Below are 16,048 nucleotides of genomic sequence, written 5' to 3'. Positions count from 1 at the left end.
TTCAAATGCGCAGGTTCGCCATGGCGATTCTGAGCCTGTTGATCGCGGCGGCCCCGGCCAGCGCCGACGACAAGCTGGTCAAAGACCTTGACGCAAGGACAATCGAGAGCCGAGCGATCGAGGCCGTCAACTGGGGCATGCCTGTCGTCAACTTCGACCTGATGCTGCAGGCGATGATCACGGGCGCCAAAGGCAAGCCCAATCAGATCGTCTACTGGTCTCGCCTGCCGGACTGAAAGAACCAGACACTCACCCCCAATCCGGACGTCATGCATGGCAGTTCCCCCTGGAGGATGTCGGCCCGGCCGGGGTCGACAAGGGCAAGGGCGGAAAATACCTCATCCTGCCACCTGACCACTCCGGCGCGATCCCGGACGGATACATCGTGCTGCCGTCATCGACCTATCAGGGTTACGCCCTGCTGCGCTCCATTCTGAACAGCGGCAGCGAAGCCGACGTTGCCAAGGCGTCGATTACGCCAAACGGATCAGGCTCTATCCATTGTCGCAGGCCGTAAATCCGCCGACGACTTTTGTCGATGCCATCGACGTTGTCTACGATTCGACCATTCCCTACGATCTGCGCTTCTTCCAGTCTTTGAACCGCGTGGTCCAGGCTGAGCCCTGGCTCCGCCCATCAGGCCATAGTTTCGGCAGCGGCGACAGATCAAAGGTCCAGTGCGGACATGTGGAAGCGAAGCTGCGCCGGCGGATAGCGATAGTCCTGCCCGACGGGACAGGCGTCGCGGGCCAGGCATCCGTGCTCGAGACAGCCACTCCTGCCCGCCTCCGTCCTCAGATAGCTGCGACAACGGCCGACATCGAATTGCAGGCGCTCGAGCGCGCCGGCCGGACAGGCGGAAATGCATGGTTTATCCACGCAAGTGTCGCAGGGATGGCTGGCCAACCGCTCGCTATCGGCAGCCAAGGGTTCGTCGAAGGCGAGCGCGCCACGATAGCCGTGCCAGAGCCCGTAGCGCGGATGAATGAGAATGCCGAGCGGCGAAGTCTTCAGCCCCTCCGCCCGCATCGCCCATTGCTGGAATGGCTGCCAGGGTGGATCCGACGGGAAGTAGGCCGTCGCCCCACTGCCTCGAGCGATTTCCCCAATCACCGACTTCGACCACGTATCGAGCGGATCGTTGCCGCCATGGTCCGGCGCACTTTCGCGCCAGCGCACGAAGGGCTGCCACAGCGAGCCGCCGACATTGCCGATCAGCGCGACGCTTGCAGCCGGCCGACCATCCGAAAGCAACGGCGCGGCATCGCCGGAAGCAAAGTTCAGCGTGCCGCGCAAAAAAAGTCCGTGCGGCTCAAGAGCCGCACGGACGGTTTCAAGTCGAGTTTCCGCAGATGCGGAAGGCGCCGTCATTTCGGTTTCGGCCCCTGTAGATCGTAATGCGGGCGCCAGACTTCCTTCTGGATCATGTCAGCCACCTGCGCCGCGCCGCCTTGCTCCCTGGCTCGCTCGGGACCCTTTCAGGTGAAAGCGTCGGGCATCGAGTCCTTGCGCTCGGCGATAAAGGCCTTGAGCGCCTCGTCAATATCAGGATCGAGGTAAGGCGCCTCGTAGTGCTCCAGCCAGCTGCGGGCCAGCGCATTGGCGCGCTGCTCGATGCGCTTTTCGCCTTCCACTTCCCACTGTTCGTAGGAGTTGTTGTCGGCGAGCGGCGAACGGTAGAAGGCGGTCTGGAAATTGGCCTGGGTGTGGGCGCAGCCGAGGTAGTGACTGCCCGGACCGACTTCGCGGATGGCGTCGAGCGCCTGCGCGTCTTCCGAGAGGTCGATGCCTTCGGCCATCTTCTGCATCATGCCGAGCTGGTCCTGGTCGATCATGAACTTCTCGTAGGACGAGACGAGACCCCCCTCGAGCCAGCCGGCCGCATGCAGCACGAAGTTGGTGCCGGCAAGCAGCGTCATGTTCAGCGTATTGGCCGATTCATGCGCGGCTTGAGCGTCCGGAACCTTCGAGCCGCAGAGTGAACCGCCGGTGCGGAACGGCAGCTTCAAGCGGCGGGCAAGCTGTGCCGCGCCATAGGAAACCAGCGACGGCTCCGGCGTGCCGAAGGTCGGCGCGCCCGACTGCATCGAGATCGAGGCGGCAAAGGTGCCGAACAGCACCGGCGCGCCCTTGCGGATCAGCTGGGTGAACGAGGCACCGGCCAGCACTTCGGCGAGAATCTGCGTCAGCGTGCCGGCAACAGTGACCGGGCTCATGGCGCCCGACAGGATGAACGGCGAAAGCACACAGGCCTGGTTGTGGCGGGCATAAACCTTGAGTGCGCCCACCATGGTCTCGTCGAAGACCATCGGCGAGTTGGCGTTGATCAGGTTGAGCGTGACGCAATTGTTCTCGACGAACTCGTCGCCGAAAACGAGTTTCGCCATGGCGATCGTGTCTTCGGCGCGCTCGGGTGCCGTGACCGAGCCCATGAACGGCTTGTCGGAATATTTGATGTGGCTGTAGACCATGTCGAGGTGACGCTTGTTCACCGGAATGTCCACCGGCTCGCAGACCGTGCCGCCGGACGAATGCATCGACGGCGCCATATAGGCGAGCTTCACGAAGTTGCGGAAATCCTCGATGGTCGCGTAACGGCGGTTACCCTCGAGATCGCGCACGAAGGGCGGGCCATAGACCGGTGCGAAGATCGTCGCCTTGCCGCCGACCTGGGCGCTGCGCGCGGGATTGCGGGCGTGCCAGGTAAATTCGGACGGCGCCGTTTTCAGAAGCTCGCGGCAAAGACCCTTGGGAAAGTGAACGCGCTGGCCGCGCACGTCGGCACCAGCCTGTTTCCACAGTTCGAGTGCTTCGGCGTCGTCGCGGAATTCGATGCCGATTTCCTCGAGGATCGTATCGGCATTGCGCTCGATGAGCTCAAGACCCTCCTCGTCGAGAACCTCGTATTCGCGAATCTTGCGCTGGATATAGGGCAGAGACGGCCCCGGGCCGCCGCCGGTGCGCGAGGCACGCCGCGCCGCTGCTCCCCGTCCCTCGCCACGCGAGCGGCGACCGCCACCCTCAACCGCGTCCTGTTCTGTCACGTCGCTCATTTACTCATTCCTCTCCCGCGCATTTCGTGCGCCTTCAAGCACCATTTGGCCCTAATGCTACCAAGCCGCAGGGACTGTACGGGTCTCAATGCGCCAACAAGTGGCGCAACTCGAACACTGCGACCTGCGTCATCGCCGGCCAAAAACCGCATGGCGCGAATATATTGTTTTTGTTAAGAATATACAGGCCTCGAAAGAAGGTGCCCTGCCGTCGCTTTTTGTCATATGCGACGTCGCTTTCGAAAACAGATTTTTACGCGTCGACCGCTATTGATTGTTGAACGTGTCCGGATTTTAGCCCGGCCGTGCCAGGAACCGAGGAACCCTACTATGGCAGACGATGAAATCATTCTCGAGGACCTTTCCGACGAGGAACTTGTGCAGCAGATGCATGACGACCTCTATGACGGCCTCAAGGAGGAGATCGAGGACGGAACCAACATCCTGCTCAAGCGTGGCTGGACGCCCTACGACGTCCTGACCCAGGCACTGGTCGAAGGCATGCGGATCGTCGGCGTCGATTTCCGCGACGGCATCCTGTTCGTGCCGGAAGTTCTGCTGTCGGCCAATGCGATGAAGGCAGGCATGTTCATCCTGCGGCCGCTGCTCGTCGAAACCGGCGCGCCGAAGCTCGGCAAGATGGTGATCGGCACCGTCAAGGGCGACATTCACGACATCGGCAAGAACCTCGTCGGCATGATGATGGAAGGCGCCGGCTTCGATGTCGTCGACCTCGGCATCAACAACCCGGTCGAAAACTACCTGGAAGCGATCGAGCGCGAGCAGCCCGACATCCTCGGCATGTCGGCGCTTTTGACCACCACCATGCCCTACATGAAGGTCGTCATCGACACGCTGAAGGAAAAGGGACTGCGTGACGACTATGTCGTGCTCGTCGGCGGCGCGCCGCTCAACGAGGAATTCGGCAAGGCCGTCGGCGCCGACGCCTATTGCCGCGACGCGGCAGTCGCGGTCGAAACCGCCAAGGACTTCATGAAGCGCAAGCACAACCTGCTCGCTGCCGGCTGAGCCCGCTTCACGAACACGAAAGCCGGCCGCAGCAATGACGCTTGCGGCCGGCTTTTCATTTGCTGGCATGAAAACGGAGGGCTGCGCAACCGCGGCGTCTGCTGATGTTCCACGTCGCGACCGCCGCGGAACACCAGGCTGGACACCAGGGGATCAAAGCGTCTCTGGCACAGCCGAATTCGACGCGCGGCGCTTCAGGTCACGGCTCAGTTGGCGGCGTTGGCCACCTTCTTGCCGGCCGACTGTGTCGCGTTGACGGTGTTTGCGGTATCCTGACCGATGCCGCGGATTGTGTTGCCGCAGGCGCTCAACGTCATAAGCGCGATGAGCACGGCTCCGACGGTCGCAACAGTTTGTGTTTTCATGGCCAGCTTCCTTCACGTTGATCACTGGGTGGAATCGAGATGGAAAACGTATCGCGCACAATAGAACGCGCACAACCGGAAAAAGTTCACGTCATCGGTTGCGGCGCAATCGCGCGCGAAATTCTGGCCATCTGCCAGGCCAACAGGCTCGACCATGTCGACCTCTCCTGTCTGCCCGCCATCTGGCACAACACGCCGGAAAAGATCACGCCGGGGGTCAAGGAGGCGATTGCCAAGGCACGTGCAGCCGGCTTCGAGCGCATCTTCGTCGCCTATGCCGATTGCGGCACCGGGGGCCACCTCGACCGGCTCTGCGAAGAAGAATGCGTCGAGCGCATTCCCGGCCCGCACTGCTATTCCTTCTTCGCCGGCAACGATGCCTTTGCCAGCCGCTGGGACGACGATCTGACCGCCTTTTTCCTCACCGACTTCCTCGCCCGCCAGTTCGAGGCCTTCGTCATCGAGCCGCTCGGCCTCAAGCGCCATCCGGAACTCCGGGATATGTATTTTGGCCATTACCGCAAGCTCGTCTACCTCTCGCAGCAGGAAGACGAAGCGCTGCAGGCAAAGGCCAAAGAAGCCGCCGATTACCTCGGCCTCGAATACGAATACCGCTTCACCGGCTATGGCGACCTGACGAAATCACTGCTGAGCGCCTGATCCCGCAGAAGGTATGTGGCGCCCAGCTCAGGTAGAAAAGACCGAGGGAAAGCTCCGCCAACAGGATGAGCTCGGATCTGGCAGCATACACAACCCGCCTCAATTGAAACTCAATCGACGCGCTATGCTGTGGCAAGTTGATTTGGCCGATGTGGCTTTCGCGGTATCAGAACTTCGAACCGCCCCAATCCCCTAAATTCTCGACAGACAGGCAGGCTCGGCGTCAGTGCTTGCGGCCAACGCGTCTCGAAACAGATCTCGAGCCGTCTGTCCGGCCCATCGCAACGAGCATTTGATCCGTCTACGCCAGCGCGAAATGCGGAGCGGCTGTTGCAGCCGAATTACTCTTACCAACGCTTGAGGAGGACTGAGACCACTATGAACGCTCTATCTTTCACGAAACGCATCATCCGCGGCCCGCGCGACACGTTACCGATCCACCGCTTCCATGTTGGCCAACTTGTCCGCTCCAAGGGGGCGCTGACGAGAGAGTCAATATCTGGAGAAACGTATCGCATCGTTGCGACGCTGCCGATCCGCGACAATGCGCTCCAGTATCGCATCCGCAGCAGCCGCGAAACCCATGAGCGTGTAACGGATGAAGGCAATCTCGAATTGATTGTCAGTGCCGGCAAGGATGGGATGGCATTGGCCGAGCGAGCCTTCAGAACGGCACATATCCTATAACGACCATGCCAAACCGGCCAAACAGATCAGCCACGGGAGGCGATCATGAAATACCACATACCGGCTCAGATCTATCTCTTCGACTATCGCGGTCTGTTTGCCTGGATTGCTCTTTCGGTCGCGGTCTTTGTGGTCATCACCACGATCCTCTTCGGCCGGATCTTGTGATGGCGCGGCACGGAGCCAAACGCCCATCCTCACTCGTCCGCCCGGCCGACCGCTGGCCGAGCTGGCTTATCGCTAAAAAGGATCACACGATGCCACTAAGCTTCCCCAACCAAAGCCGAAGCTTCGACGATACCAGGAACGCTGTTCGCTTCCTTGGCCACGATGGCATGTTCGAAGTGCCCTTCTATGTCGAGGCGGAGGCGCTCTCGCGTGGCGCGCCGACCCGGACGACAGAAGCGGCCTGCCTTCTGGCATTCGACGCTGCACGCAACAAGATCTACGAAGTCGCAAAGGCAGCATATGCCCACGGTCGCAAGACGATCTATGTCCTGACCGCCGCGGACTTCCGTTAGACCGGACAAGCCGGCGCCTTATCTGCCACCATCGAACGAACACGCTCGTCGCGACGCGCTCGGGGTCCGATGCCCCAGCCTCGGCCAAACCGTCTCCCGATGCCACTTCTGGCATCTGCTTCCCAAATACCCGCCATTAAGTCGCCGGTAACGCGCCAGCCGCCATATCTGTTGCGACCAACGCTTCAGGGGCCGGCATGGCGGACGCAGACAATGAGACCAACACCGCGGCCAGGCAGCCGAGCCGCGTCGTCGTGGTGACGGCGGGCGGAGAAAATCCCTGGATCATGATCAATGCGCTCGCCGCACGCTTTGACGATATCGTCGTTCTCCAGGAGCAGCCGGAATCCAAGAGCCTCTTCCTGCGCCGGCGGGCGCGAAAGCTCGGGTGGCCGACAGCGATCGGGCAATTGGCGACAATGATCGCCTCGCGCTTCGGCAAGCGCTTTACCCGGAAGAGAGCGGAAGGCATCCTTAGGCACTACGGTGTATCGGGCGCGCCGGATCCGAGCGTACCGGTTTGCCAGATCACGTCCGTGAACGACGCTGAGGCTGTGTCGCAGATCCGGCAGCTCGCGCCAAAAGTCGTCTTTCTCATCAGTTGCCGCCTGTTGAAGGCCCATACCCTGGCGCAGATCCCCTGCCCGGTCGTCAACTTCCATGCCGGCATCAATCCGGGCTATCGCGGGCTGATGGGCGGCTACTGGGCGCAGGTCAACGACGATGTCATCAATTTCGGCGCGACCGTGCATCTCGTCGACGAAGGCGTCGATACCGGCGGCATTCTCTACCAGTCGCGCCAGACGCCCGACCGCCGCGATACGATGCATACCTATCCGCTGCTGCAGACGGCGGCCTCCACCGGCATCGCCATTGCCGCCGTCGACGATGCCCTCAAGGGCAAGCTGCAACCGCTCGATGTCGCAGGCCCGTCGCAACAGTGGTACCACCCGCCGATCTGGACATGGCTCTGGAATGGAATTCGGCGCGGCATCTGGTAGGAAAACCGGGCGCAGATTCGCCGATGAGGACACGCCGCCTGTGGCCGTCAGAAGGCCCTAAGGCCCTGAAATTTCTGACACTCCTCAACCGATGGATATCCCGAAGTGTGGACTTGCCCGCATTGCGGCAACGCGTAGAGTGCCGGGGGTCTTCGACGTTCTGCGCCGGCGTCGTTTTTGGACACATCCAACGTCGTGGCGAGGTGAGCCACAGCGCCCGGACATAAGCATTGTCGCAGGAAGAGGAGAACGACACCCGATGGCAGATCGCATAATCGTCTACTGGCGCGACATCCCGGCCCAGGTCATCATCAAGAAGGGCCGCACGACCGCCAAGCGCGAGCTTTCGCTGCGCTTCACCGAGGCGATCGACATGTGCGCCATGCGCACCGGCGCTGCCGAAACCGACGATTATCTCGCCGAATGGCGCAAGGCCGAGCCAGAACCCGTCTCCGACGAACTGGAAGCGGAAGCAGACCGTGCGGCCGCCGAGCTCGAAGCCGCCTATGACCGCGAGCGCCTGGTTGCCCTCGTCAAAGCAGGAGGCCGCGACAATGGCTGAGCCGAAGCTCGCAGGTGCAGCGGAGGCGAAGATCGTCAAGGGCAATGCCGCGCCTGCCGCCAAGGCCGCGACCGGCGCCTATACCCCCGCCGGCGTTTCGCCGAGCCGCCGCTCGCGCCACAAATATACCGTCCGCCTCTGGGCCGTGCGCCATTCGCGCTTCCTCGAATGGTTCTACAACCGCTTTGCCGATCTCTTCCTGCTGTTGCACCCGCTGTGGAACGCAATTGGCTACGGCCGCGTCGAGCGGCCGGTGACCTTCGTCGAACGCCACGTCAAAGGCTTTCTTTTCGACTGTCGCATGTGCGGCCAGTGCGCGCTGTCGTCGACCGGCATGTCCTGCCCGATGAACTGTCCGAAGCAGCTGCGCAACGGCCCCTGCGGCGGCGTCAGGGCCAACGGCAATTGCGAGGTCGAGCCGGATATGCCCTGCGTCTGGGTGCAGGCGTGGAAAGGTTCGCAGAACATGACGAAGGGCGATGCGATCATGAACGTGCAGAAGCCGGTCAACCAGTCGCTGCGCGAGACCTCGTCGTGGCTGCGGGTGACGGCGGAAGCCGCCGCCCGCCGCGAAGCCCAGGCAAAAGAGAACCAGGCATGAGCCCCGATTACAATCCATACGACCCCGGCGCGCCGCTCGATCCTCTTCCCGGCCACTCCTCGCGCGGACGGCTCGAGCGCGTTTTGCGTCGCGGCGAATTTGCCGTCACCGCCGAACTCAACCCGCCCGACAGCGCCAACCCGCAGGACGTCTACGAGCGCGCCGCAATCTTCGATGGCTGGGTCGACGGCATCAATGCGGTCGATGCCTCCGGCGCCAACTGCCACATGTCATCTGTCGGCATCTGCGCACTGCTGACGCGCATGGGCTATGCCCCGATCATGCAGATCGCCTGCCGCGACAAGAACCGCATCGCCATCCAGGGCGACGTGCTCGGCGCGTCCGCCATGGGCGTGCAGAACGTCATGTGCCTGACCGGCGACGGCGTGCAGGCCGGCGACCAGCCGGGCGCCAAGCCGGTGTTCGACCTCGACTGCATGTCGCTGCTCGAGACCGTGCGCATCATGCGCGACAATTCCAAGTTCCTCTCCGGCCGCAAGCTGACGACGCCGCCACAGGTGTTTCTCGGCGCCGCCATCAACCCCTTTGCGCCTCCCTACGACTTCCGCCCCTATCGGCTGGCCAAGAAGATCGAGGCCGGCGCGCAGTTCGTCCAGAGCCAGTACTGCTTCGACGTGCCGATGTTCCGCGAATACATGAAGAAGGTGCGCGATCTCGGCCTGCACGAAAAATGCTTCATCCTCGTCGGCGTCGGACCGATGGCGTCGGCGAAAACCGCCCGCTGGATCCGCTCCAACGTGCCGGGCATCCACATTCCCGACAGCATCATCACGCGGCTGGAAGGTGCGCAGGATCAGAAAAAGGAAGGTAAGCAGCTCTGCATCGACATCATCAACGAGGTCAAGGAGATCGAAGGCGTCTCCGGCGTCCACGTCATGGCCTATCGCCAGGAAGAATATGTCGCAGAGATCGTGCATGAATCGGGCGTGTTGAAGGGTCGCAAGCCCTGGAAACACGAAACGCTGCCGACCGATGCGCTTGTCGCCTCCCGCATGGAGCACATTCGCGAAGGCAAGGAAGAAAACCAGCAGGAGATGGCCGAGGCCGCGGCCCACCATCCCCACTGAGGCAATCGCAGACAAAACCGGCGCCGGCCCGTCCGGCCGCCTCCATCGCTTAACGGGTGAGATAACGAAACCCGACGCCACAGGATCAAAGGATCTTACATGACCCGTACCATCGTCGCTTCCGCCACCCGCGAAATCATCATCGGCTTCGACCAGCCCTTCTGCGTCATCGGCGAGCGCATCAATCCGACCGGCCGCAAGAAGCTGGCCGCGGAAATGATCGAAGGCAATTTCGACACCGTCATCAAGGACGCGCTGGAGCAGGTCGCCGCCGGTGCGACGATGCTCGACGTCAACGCCGGCGTCACCGCCGTCAACCCGAACGAGACCGAACCGCCGTTGCTGGTCAAGACGCTGGAAATCGTCCAGGGCCTTGTCGACGTGCCGCTGTCGATTGACAGCTCCGTGTCGGCGGCAATCGAGGCGGCGTTGAAGGTCGCCAAGGGCCGGCCGCTCGTCAATTCCGTCACCGGCGAAGAGGAAAAGCTGGAAGCGATCCTGCCGCTCTGCAAGAAATACGACGTGCCGGTTGTCGCCATCTCCAACGACGAAACCGGCATTTCGATGGATCCGGACGTGCGCTTCGCCGTTGCCAAGAAGATCGTCGAGCGCGCCATGGATCATGGCATCAAGCCACACGACATCGTCGTCGATCCGCTGGTCATGCCGATCGGCGCCCTGGGCGACGCCGGCCGGCAGGTGTTTGCGCTTCTGCGCCGTCTGCGCGAAGAGCTGAAGGTCAACACCACCTGCGGCCTCTCCAACATCTCCTTCGGCCTGCCGCATCGCCACGGCATCAATGCCGGCTTCATCCCCATGGTCATCGGCGCCGGTATGACGTCCGCGATCATGAACCCCTGCCGTCCGCAGGAGATGGAGGCCGTTCGCGCTGCAAACGTTCTGAACGGCACCGACGCCAACTGCACCAACTGGATCAGGACCTACCGCGACCACAAGCCGGCAGAAGGCGGCCATGCCGTGGCGGCGGCCGCAGCACCGGCAGCCTCCGGCGGTCGTCGCGGCGGGCGCGCCGCGCGCACCGGCGGAGCTGCGGCGAGCGAATAGGCTTTTGCTCGGCGCCGTACTGCACATCGAAAGGACAACCAGGTCATGAGTTGCCCTGGTTGTCCTTTGGCTCTCCTTGTCAGATATGCGCTCTTTGAGGATGCGGGCGAGTTCAAAAGGCTCTACGGTGCGCTCAGGACCTAAGGCATGTCGCGCAAAAGTGCGCAGCGGTTTTGCGATAACGACATGGGCAAAAACAAGAACTTAAAGCGCAGCAAGCGAATCCTGGAGATCGCGACGCGCTTTAAGTCCTGCCGGTCCTGTTCGCAAACCTCGCGGTGCTTGCCGTCACTTTCGTTGCGGTTGTCACGAGGAGGATCAACTTTGGTTCCCAGGAACGGGTCATGAACGTCTGTTTCTGGGGTAGCTCGACGACACTGGCGGCGGCGTTTGTCTGGGCAATAGCAGCTGCGAAACTGACCACGGCTCCATAGTCAAGCATCCGACCGTCGCTGTCGCAGCACAAGAGTAGGGATCATCGATGACAACGCGCCGACTTCACCTCGACACTTTCACGCTCTGGTTCGAAGCCCCTTTCGTCATGGCGCTGCGGCTGCACGAAATGCAACTGGCGGCACTGACCGGGAAAACGCAGGATCCGACCGAGCTTAGCCGCATGGTCTCCGAGAAGATCGCGGCCACCGCGGAAAGTGCCATGGCCGTGAACATGGCGCTGTGGCGCACCGGTTTCGATAATGCGGTGCGGCTGATGACCGGCGGCGGCGCATCGCTTGGCCTGGGTGGAACGGCGATCGCTGCCGCCGCCCTTAAACCCTACGGCAAGCGCGTGCGCGTCAATGCCCGGCGCCTGTCGCGCAAGACGTCATGAACGGATACGCCCCGCGAGCGCAACCCTGACGAAATGATGCTCGCAGATCTTTCCATGTCGGGATCTGACAACTATCAGGCAGCATTCCGGTGCAGTCTGAAGACGTTTACCCATGCCTCGGTCCATCGGGCAGAAGCAGGCTTTAGGAAAGACAGAACAGAATGCGCATCGAAGGCACTTCCGAAATCGAGACCAACATGACCGAAGCCGCGCACAAGGATCCCCTCGTTCTGTTCATGCCATCGGGCAAGCGCGGCCGCTTCCCGGTCGGCACGCCGGTTCTCGATGCCGCCCGCTCGCTCGGGGTCTATGTCGAAAGTGTTTGCGGCGGCCGCGCCACCTGCGGGCGCTGTCAGATCGAGGTGCAGGAAGGCAACTTCGCCAAGCACAAGATCGTCTCCTCCAACGACCATATTTCGCCTGTTGGCCCGAAGGAACAGCGCTACGCCTCCGTGCGCGAACTGCCTGACGGTCGCCGGCTTTCCTGTTCCGCCCAGATTCTCGGCGATCTCGTCATCGACGTGCCGCAGGATACCGTCATCAACGCCCAGGTGGTGCGCAAGGCCGCAAGCGACCGGGTGATCGAGCGCAACGCCGCCATCCAGCTTTGCTATGTCGAGGTCGATGAGCCCGACATGCACAAGCCGCTCGGCGATCTCGACCGGCTGAAGGTGATGCTGGAGAAGGACTGGGGCTGGAAGGACCTGCTGATCGCGCCGCACCTGATTCCGCAGGTCCAGGGCATCCTGCGCAAGGGCAATTGGGCCGTGACCGCCGCCATCCACCGCGACATGGACAGTTCACGCCCCTTCATCGTCGGCCTGTGGCCGGGCCTCAAGAACGAGGCCTATGGCGTTGCCTGCGACATCGGCTCGACGACGATCGCCATGCATCTCGTCTCGCTGCTCTCCGGCCGTATCGTCGGCTCCTCGGGCACCTCGAACCCGCAGATCCGCTTCGGCGAGGATCTGATGAGCCGCGTCTCCTATGTGATGATGAATCCCGATGGCCGCGAGGCGATGACCAAGGCGGTGCGCGAGGCGGTCAACGGCCTGATCGGCAAGGTCTGCGCCGAAGGTGAGGTCGACCGCCACGACATCCTCGACATGGTCTTCGTCGGCAACCCGATCATGCACCACCTGTTCCTTGGCATCGACCCGACCGAGCTCGGCCAGGCGCCGTTTGCGCTCGCTGTCTCCGGCGCGCTGCAATATTGGGCGCACGAGATCGACATCGACGTCAACCGCGGCGCCCGGCTCTACATGCTGCCCTGCATCGCCGGCCATGTCGGCGCCGATGCCGCCGGCGCCACGCTGTCGGAAGGCCCTTACCGGCAGGACAAGATGATGCTGCTCGTCGATGTCGGCACCAATGCCGAGATCGTGCTCGGCAACAAGGATCGCGTCGTTGCCGCCTCCTCGCCCACCGGCCCGGCCTTCGAAGGGGCTGAAATCTCCTCCGGCCAGCGTGCCGCACCGGGCGCGATCGAGCGCGTGCGCATTGATCCCGAGACGCTCGAGCCGCGGTTCCGCGTCATCGGCGTCGACAAATGGTCTGATGAGGACGGCTTTGCCGAGGCGGCCGCCGCCGTTGGCGTCACCGGCATCTGCGGCTCGGCGATCATCGAAATCGTCGCGGAGATGTATCTCTCAGGCATCATCTCGCAGGATGGCGTCGTCGATGGCGCGATGGCGGCGAAAAGCCCGCGCATCATCCCGAACGGCCGCACCTTCTCCTACCTGCTGCACGAGGGCCAGCAGCGCATCACCGTGACGCAGAACGATATCCGCGCCATCCAGCTCGCCAAGGCGGCGCTCTATGCCGGCATCAAGCTGCTGATGGAAAAGCTGGATATCGACCATGTCGACACCATCCGCTTTGCCGGGGCCTTCGGTTCCTTCATCGATCCGAAATACGCCATGGTGCTGGGCCTGATCCCGGACTGCGACCTCGACGAGGTGAAGGCCGTCGGCAACGCCGCCGGCACCGGCGCGCTGATGGCGCTCCTGAACCGCGGCCACCGTCGCGAGATCGAGCAAACCGTCAGCAAAATCGAGAAGATAGAGACCGCTCTTGAATCAAAATTTCAGGAGCATTTCATCAACGCGATGGCAATGCCGAACAAGGTCGACGCCTTCCCGAAACTGTCTGCAGTCGTCACCCTGCCGGAGCGCAAGGTGGCGGCAGATGATGGCGAGGGCGGCGGCAGACGGCGGAGGCGTAGCCGGGAGTAGGGCCGAAAAGAAGCAAGCGGACACACTGCGCCCTTTAGAATGGTCTTCAGCGCATCAACGTATGACGTCCATCAGCGTCCTGCGCAGCGGCCCGCCGCGTTCGTCATGAACCACGAGGGAGACCGTCTCGAACAGAACGTCGATCGTGACGTCGTGGAAGGATATGATCCAAAATCGTGGACTGAGGACTTCCCACCGGGCTGTTTCCTCGCCACCAGAGACTTCATTGAACGCCCACGGAAGGACCGGGTATCTGCATCCTGGCAGGCCATCGACATTCATCGGCGTGACTCGGAAATCGATAACGTCACCGAACCTCAGGACCACGTTGCCACCGCCAACCGGGGGCGAGGTCTCGTAGCAAACCAGGGCGTCAATGCCGTCATAGAACACTACGGGGTTTGCGACTGATCCCAATTCGGGAAAAGCCTCCAATGGCGTTGATACCTGCATAATTGATCGCGCGTTGCTTCGGTTGAACGTCATGGCATGCTTGCGTTCAAGTCACTGCATAGTCAAATGTTTTGGCCCAACGGCAAGTGAGGGCGGTGACAGTGCCAAGCATCCCTCCCCCCGCCTGCGGGGGAAGGTGCCGGCAAGCGGATGAGGGCTGCAACAACGCACCAGGGAGCGCGTTCGAGAAAGGCGGTGACGCTTAGAATCTCACGCGGCCCTCGCCGCAAATGCCCCCAGCAGTCCCGTCCATCCATCTTCTGAATCAAGCGCCACGCGGGCTTCATTCGCCTTCGCACCATAATTGGCGAGATCGCGATGTTCGAGCAGTACGGTGGTGCCGCCATCGACTGCGGGCTCGAAGATGACCTCCACCGCGGTCTCAAACTCCGGATCGAACACCCAGTCGGCATTCAGTTGCCAGGCAAGGAGGATGCGCCTCGGCCGCTCGCAGGCAAGCACCCGCCCCCATTCCTTCTCCTCGCCGCCATTGCCGATTTCGTACCAGCGGCCGCCCGCAAACGGCTCGACCACGACGGTCCTCTGTCCGCTTGCCGTCAGGCTATGGCTCTTCAGCCACCATTCGCCCATGCCGGCGACGAAGATGTCGAAGGCGCGCTCCGGCGTCGCGCGGACTGTCACGGTTTTGCGCACAGGGGCAGGCTCGATGTGATGCATTTCACAAACTCCCGTTTGCCTCATGGACCGCACCACAAACCATGCCGAGATGTCAGATGGCTTCGTCGCGGTCCGCCACTGCCTTGAGGGCGGCGAGTTGATCACCCCAGAAGCGATCGAGCCATTGCCGCAGCGGACCAAGGCCAGCGGGGTCGATCGAATAGATACGGCGCGTGCCTGAAGGCGTGTCGTGAACAAGGCCCGCCTCTTTCAACACTTTCAGGTGCTGCGATATTGCCGGCTGCGACACCGGCAACGACCGTGCGAGATCGGCAACCGAGCAACGACCGGTACCCAGCCTCTCGAAAATCTGGCGCCGCGTCGGGTCTGCCAACGCCGCAAGCACTCTGCCTTCATAAGTCATTACTTATTATAAGCCTACGCTTATGGAAGGGCAAGCACCGCTTGAGCCCGGCGGCAAGACAGCGGGATTGGCACAATGGAACGGCACAAAGTCATGCTGTTTCATGGCGATAAGCTGCGAACGTGATTCAAAATATCAGCAGCGGGTCGGCGCGCTTCACCATCGGACCGAACGTGCTGCGCCCTCTACCCACCAAGCGCGATCGTCACTGCGACAAGTACGGCACCGATCGCTGCCATGGCGAAGGCCATCGGCCAGGGGCTTCGCCCCATATAGCTGCCGAGCCGTGCTCCGACGATAAAAAGCATGATGAGCGCGATGGCGTTCGAAACGCGCATGGCGACGTCGATCTGCTCGATGAACAGGAAGGGAATGCTCGGCGGCAGCGTCGAGATGACGACGAGCGCGAAGATGGCAAGCGCGGCCTTGAGGTCTCCGCCTGTGACCACGGAATGCTGACCGTTGGACGGCAAGGCCCGTACGCGCAGAAGCAGCGCCTCGATTTCGCTTTGCGCTGACACCAACCTGATATCATCAGGGAGGTTGTCGAGAAAGATCTGGCGGGCGCGATCGAGAGGTTCGCGCTGCAGAGCGTCGACCAGGCCGCGACGTCGCACCCGCTCGACCGCGGTCGTTACCACATGCATGACGCCATCGACGATGCCCCAGGCCAGATTGCAGCCGAAAGCGGCGACAAGCACCGCATTCACTTTCTCGCCGCCACCGACGGCCGCACTCATCGTACCGGTGAAGGACAGCGCCATCAGCAGCCCGAAAATGATCTCCGAGAGGCGATCGATCGGATCCAAAATGCGTCGCGACTGGTCATCTCGCGCCATGGCACGCCTTCCCCTTGCG

The 16,048-nt window shown here is 62.2% G+C and carries 21 protein-coding genes; 14 read left to right on the top strand and 7 right to left on the bottom strand.

From position 1 onward, the window contains the following. The first annotated feature begins 5 nt into the window (after nt 1–5). Together IB264_RS35375 and IB264_RS35370 are read left to right on the top strand one after the other, a co-directional pair. Entirely contained in the window at nt 6–236 is a 231-nt protein-coding gene (locus tag IB264_RS35375) for a hypothetical protein (protein ID WP_025427396.1), read from the top strand. Continuing rightward, nucleotides 131–517 (top strand): DUF1254 domain-containing protein, encoded by a 387-nt coding sequence (locus tag IB264_RS35370; RefSeq protein ID WP_309141644.1) that lies wholly within the window; start codon nt 131–133, stop codon nt 515–517. Before IB264_RS35375 ends, IB264_RS35370 begins: the two co-directional genes overlap by 106 nt. 149 nt (nt 518–666) lie before the next feature. On the opposite strand, the gene IB264_RS09660 is transcribed toward IB264_RS35370, so the two are convergent. Together IB264_RS09660 and IB264_RS09655 are read right to left on the bottom strand one after the other, a co-directional pair. Next, entirely contained in the window at nt 667–1,371 is a 705-nt protein-coding gene (locus IB264_RS09660) for a 4Fe-4S dicluster domain-containing protein (protein WP_025427397.1), read from the bottom strand. Between the two features lie 107 nt (nt 1,372–1,478). After that, nucleotides 1,479–3,053: a trimethylamine methyltransferase family protein gene (locus IB264_RS09655; protein WP_025427398.1), complete on the bottom strand. Its 1,575-nt coding sequence runs from the start codon at nt 3,051–3,053 to the stop codon at nt 1,479–1,481. Nucleotides 3,054–3,383: 330 nt separating this feature from the next. Between IB264_RS09655 and IB264_RS09650 the strand changes: the two genes are divergently transcribed. Then, nucleotides 3,384–4,082: a B12-binding domain-containing protein gene (locus IB264_RS09650; protein WP_025427399.1), complete on the top strand. Its 699-nt coding sequence runs from the start codon at nt 3,384–3,386 to the stop codon at nt 4,080–4,082. 206 nt (nt 4,083–4,288) lie between these two features. On the opposite strand, the gene IB264_RS09645 is transcribed toward IB264_RS09650, so the two are convergent. Then, a complete protein-coding gene (locus IB264_RS09645) occupies nt 4,289–4,447 on the bottom strand; it encodes a hypothetical protein (RefSeq protein ID WP_025427400.1) in 159 nt (52 codons plus the stop codon). A 39-nt stretch (nt 4,448–4,486) separates the two neighbouring features. Here IB264_RS09645 and IB264_RS09640 point away from each other — a divergent pair, with 39 nt between their 5' ends. The 11 genes from IB264_RS09640 to IB264_RS09595 all read left to right on the top strand — a co-directional run bounded on the left by IB264_RS09640 (nt 4,487) and on the right by IB264_RS09595 (nt 13,695). Beyond that, complete coding sequence (locus IB264_RS09640) at nt 4,487–5,107, top strand: DUF1638 domain-containing protein (RefSeq protein WP_025427401.1); 621 nt, start codon at nt 4,487–4,489, stop codon at nt 5,105–5,107. A gap of 378 nt (nt 5,108–5,485) precedes the next feature. Then, nucleotides 5,486–5,794, top strand: coding sequence for a hypothetical protein (locus IB264_RS09635; protein WP_025427402.1), 309 nt, complete (start codon nt 5,486–5,488; stop codon nt 5,792–5,794). A gap of 45 nt (nt 5,795–5,839) precedes the next feature. After that, the gene (locus tag IB264_RS35120) at nt 5,840–5,962 is read left to right on the top strand and encodes a hypothetical protein (RefSeq protein ID WP_255753466.1); all 123 of its coding nucleotides are present in this window, start codon (nt 5,840–5,842) and stop codon (nt 5,960–5,962) included. A gap of 89 nt (nt 5,963–6,051) precedes the next feature. Next, the gene (locus IB264_RS09630; RefSeq protein ID WP_025427403.1) at nt 6,052–6,315 is read left to right on the top strand and encodes a DUF1488 domain-containing protein; all 264 of its coding nucleotides are present in this window, start codon (nt 6,052–6,054) and stop codon (nt 6,313–6,315) included. Between the two features lie 197 nt (nt 6,316–6,512). After that, nucleotides 6,513–7,316: a formyl transferase gene (locus IB264_RS09625; protein ID WP_025427404.1), complete on the top strand. Its 804-nt coding sequence runs from the start codon at nt 6,513–6,515 to the stop codon at nt 7,314–7,316. 259 nt (nt 7,317–7,575) lie between these two features. Then, a complete protein-coding gene (locus IB264_RS09620; RefSeq protein WP_025427405.1) occupies nt 7,576–7,878 on the top strand; it encodes a virulence factor in 303 nt (100 codons plus the stop codon). Next, nucleotides 7,871–8,479, top strand: a complete 609-nt coding sequence (locus tag IB264_RS09615; RefSeq protein ID WP_057210906.1) for a methylenetetrahydrofolate reductase C-terminal domain-containing protein — start codon at nt 7,871–7,873, stop codon at nt 8,477–8,479. Before IB264_RS09620 ends, IB264_RS09615 begins: the two co-directional genes overlap by 8 nt. Then, entirely contained in the window at nt 8,476–9,567 is a 1,092-nt protein-coding gene (locus IB264_RS09610; RefSeq protein WP_025427407.1) for a methylenetetrahydrofolate reductase, read from the top strand. The genes IB264_RS09615 and IB264_RS09610 overlap by 4 nt, the downstream gene beginning before the upstream one ends. Nucleotides 9,568–9,666: 99 nt before the next feature. Further along, nucleotides 9,667–10,632 (top strand): methyltetrahydrofolate cobalamin methyltransferase, encoded by a 966-nt coding sequence (locus IB264_RS09605; RefSeq protein WP_025427408.1) that lies wholly within the window; start codon nt 9,667–9,669, stop codon nt 10,630–10,632. A gap of 481 nt (nt 10,633–11,113) precedes the next feature. After that, nucleotides 11,114–11,461, top strand: coding sequence for a hypothetical protein (locus IB264_RS09600; RefSeq protein WP_025427410.1), 348 nt, complete (start codon nt 11,114–11,116; stop codon nt 11,459–11,461). Between the two features lie 161 nt (nt 11,462–11,622). Beyond that, complete coding sequence (locus IB264_RS09595) at nt 11,623–13,695, top strand: ASKHA domain-containing protein (protein ID WP_025427411.1); 2,073 nt, start codon at nt 11,623–11,625, stop codon at nt 13,693–13,695. A gap of 54 nt (nt 13,696–13,749) precedes the next feature. On the opposite strand, the gene IB264_RS09590 is transcribed toward IB264_RS09595, so the two are convergent. The 4 genes from IB264_RS09590 to IB264_RS09575 all read right to left on the bottom strand — a co-directional run bounded on the left by IB264_RS09590 (nt 13,750) and on the right by IB264_RS09575 (nt 16,029). Next, nucleotides 13,750–14,181: a hypothetical protein gene (locus IB264_RS09590; RefSeq protein WP_225906564.1), complete on the bottom strand. Its 432-nt coding sequence runs from the start codon at nt 14,179–14,181 to the stop codon at nt 13,750–13,752. A gap of 177 nt (nt 14,182–14,358) precedes the next feature. Continuing rightward, nucleotides 14,359–14,826, bottom strand: a complete 468-nt coding sequence (locus IB264_RS09585; RefSeq protein WP_025427413.1) for an SRPBCC family protein — start codon at nt 14,824–14,826, stop codon at nt 14,359–14,361. Nucleotides 14,827–14,878: 52 nt separating this feature from the next. Next, nucleotides 14,879–15,190, bottom strand: coding sequence for a helix-turn-helix transcriptional regulator (locus tag IB264_RS09580; RefSeq protein WP_025427414.1), 312 nt, complete (start codon nt 15,188–15,190; stop codon nt 14,879–14,881). Nucleotides 15,191–15,375: 185 nt separating this feature from the next. Then, on the bottom strand, nt 15,376–16,029 hold the full coding sequence (locus tag IB264_RS09575; protein ID WP_025427415.1) for a VIT1/CCC1 transporter family protein: 654 nt from the start codon (nt 16,027–16,029) through the stop codon (nt 15,376–15,378). Between the last annotated feature and the right edge of the window lie 19 nt (nt 16,030–16,048).

Origin of the sequence: Ensifer sp. ENS11 (assembly GCF_014851895.1) — a bacterium.
In the GTDB taxonomy this organism is placed as follows: domain Bacteria; phylum Pseudomonadota; class Alphaproteobacteria; order Rhizobiales; family Rhizobiaceae; genus Ensifer; species Ensifer canadensis.
Note: the sequence above shows the minus strand (reverse complement) of the source record. Positions and strands in the feature narration are given on the sequence as shown.

Bases quoted from the DNA above. Each gene is read 5' to 3' on its own strand.
- IB264_RS09615 (WP_057210906.1), top strand. From the start codon at position 7,871: ATGGCTGAGCCGAAGCTCGCAGGTGCAGCGGAGGCGAAGATCGTCAAG.
- IB264_RS09585 (WP_025427413.1), bottom strand. From the start codon at position 14,826: ATGCATCACATCGAGCCTGCCCCTGTGCGCAAAACCGTGACAGTCCGC.
- IB264_RS09660 (WP_025427397.1), bottom strand. From the start codon at position 1,371: ATGACGGCGCCTTCCGCATCTGCGGAAACTCGACTTGAAACCGTCCGT.
- IB264_RS09605 (WP_025427408.1), top strand. From the start codon at position 9,667: ATGACCCGTACCATCGTCGCTTCCGCCACCCGCGAAATCATCATCGGC.
- IB264_RS09625 (WP_025427404.1), top strand. From the start codon at position 6,513: ATGGCGGACGCAGACAATGAGACCAACACCGCGGCCAGGCAGCCGAGC.
- IB264_RS09640 (WP_025427401.1), top strand. From the start codon at position 4,487: ATGGAAAACGTATCGCGCACAATAGAACGCGCACAACCGGAAAAAGTT.
- IB264_RS09595 (WP_025427411.1), top strand. From the start codon at position 11,623: ATGCGCATCGAAGGCACTTCCGAAATCGAGACCAACATGACCGAAGCC.
- IB264_RS09650 (WP_025427399.1), top strand. From the start codon at position 3,384: ATGGCAGACGATGAAATCATTCTCGAGGACCTTTCCGACGAGGAACTT.
- IB264_RS09590 (WP_225906564.1), bottom strand. From the start codon at position 14,181: ATGACGTTCAACCGAAGCAACGCGCGATCAATTATGCAGGTATCAACG.
- IB264_RS09600 (WP_025427410.1), top strand. From the start codon at position 11,114: ATGACAACGCGCCGACTTCACCTCGACACTTTCACGCTCTGGTTCGAA.
- IB264_RS35375 (WP_025427396.1), top strand. From the start codon at position 6: ATGCGCAGGTTCGCCATGGCGATTCTGAGCCTGTTGATCGCGGCGGCC.
- IB264_RS09580 (WP_025427414.1), bottom strand. From the start codon at position 15,190: ATGACTTATGAAGGCAGAGTGCTTGCGGCGTTGGCAGACCCGACGCGG.
- IB264_RS09630 (WP_025427403.1), top strand. From the start codon at position 6,052: ATGCCACTAAGCTTCCCCAACCAAAGCCGAAGCTTCGACGATACCAGG.
- IB264_RS35120 (WP_255753466.1), top strand. From the start codon at position 5,840: ATGAAATACCACATACCGGCTCAGATCTATCTCTTCGACTATCGCGGT.
- IB264_RS09645 (WP_025427400.1), bottom strand. From the start codon at position 4,447: ATGAAAACACAAACTGTTGCGACCGTCGGAGCCGTGCTCATCGCGCTT.
- IB264_RS09610 (WP_025427407.1), top strand. From the start codon at position 8,476: ATGAGCCCCGATTACAATCCATACGACCCCGGCGCGCCGCTCGATCCT.
- IB264_RS09635 (WP_025427402.1), top strand. From the start codon at position 5,486: ATGAACGCTCTATCTTTCACGAAACGCATCATCCGCGGCCCGCGCGAC.
- IB264_RS09620 (WP_025427405.1), top strand. From the start codon at position 7,576: ATGGCAGATCGCATAATCGTCTACTGGCGCGACATCCCGGCCCAGGTC.
- IB264_RS09655 (WP_025427398.1), bottom strand. From the start codon at position 3,053: ATGAGCGACGTGACAGAACAGGACGCGGTTGAGGGTGGCGGTCGCCGC.
- IB264_RS09575 (WP_025427415.1), bottom strand. From the start codon at position 16,029: ATGGCGCGAGATGACCAGTCGCGACGCATTTTGGATCCGATCGATCGC.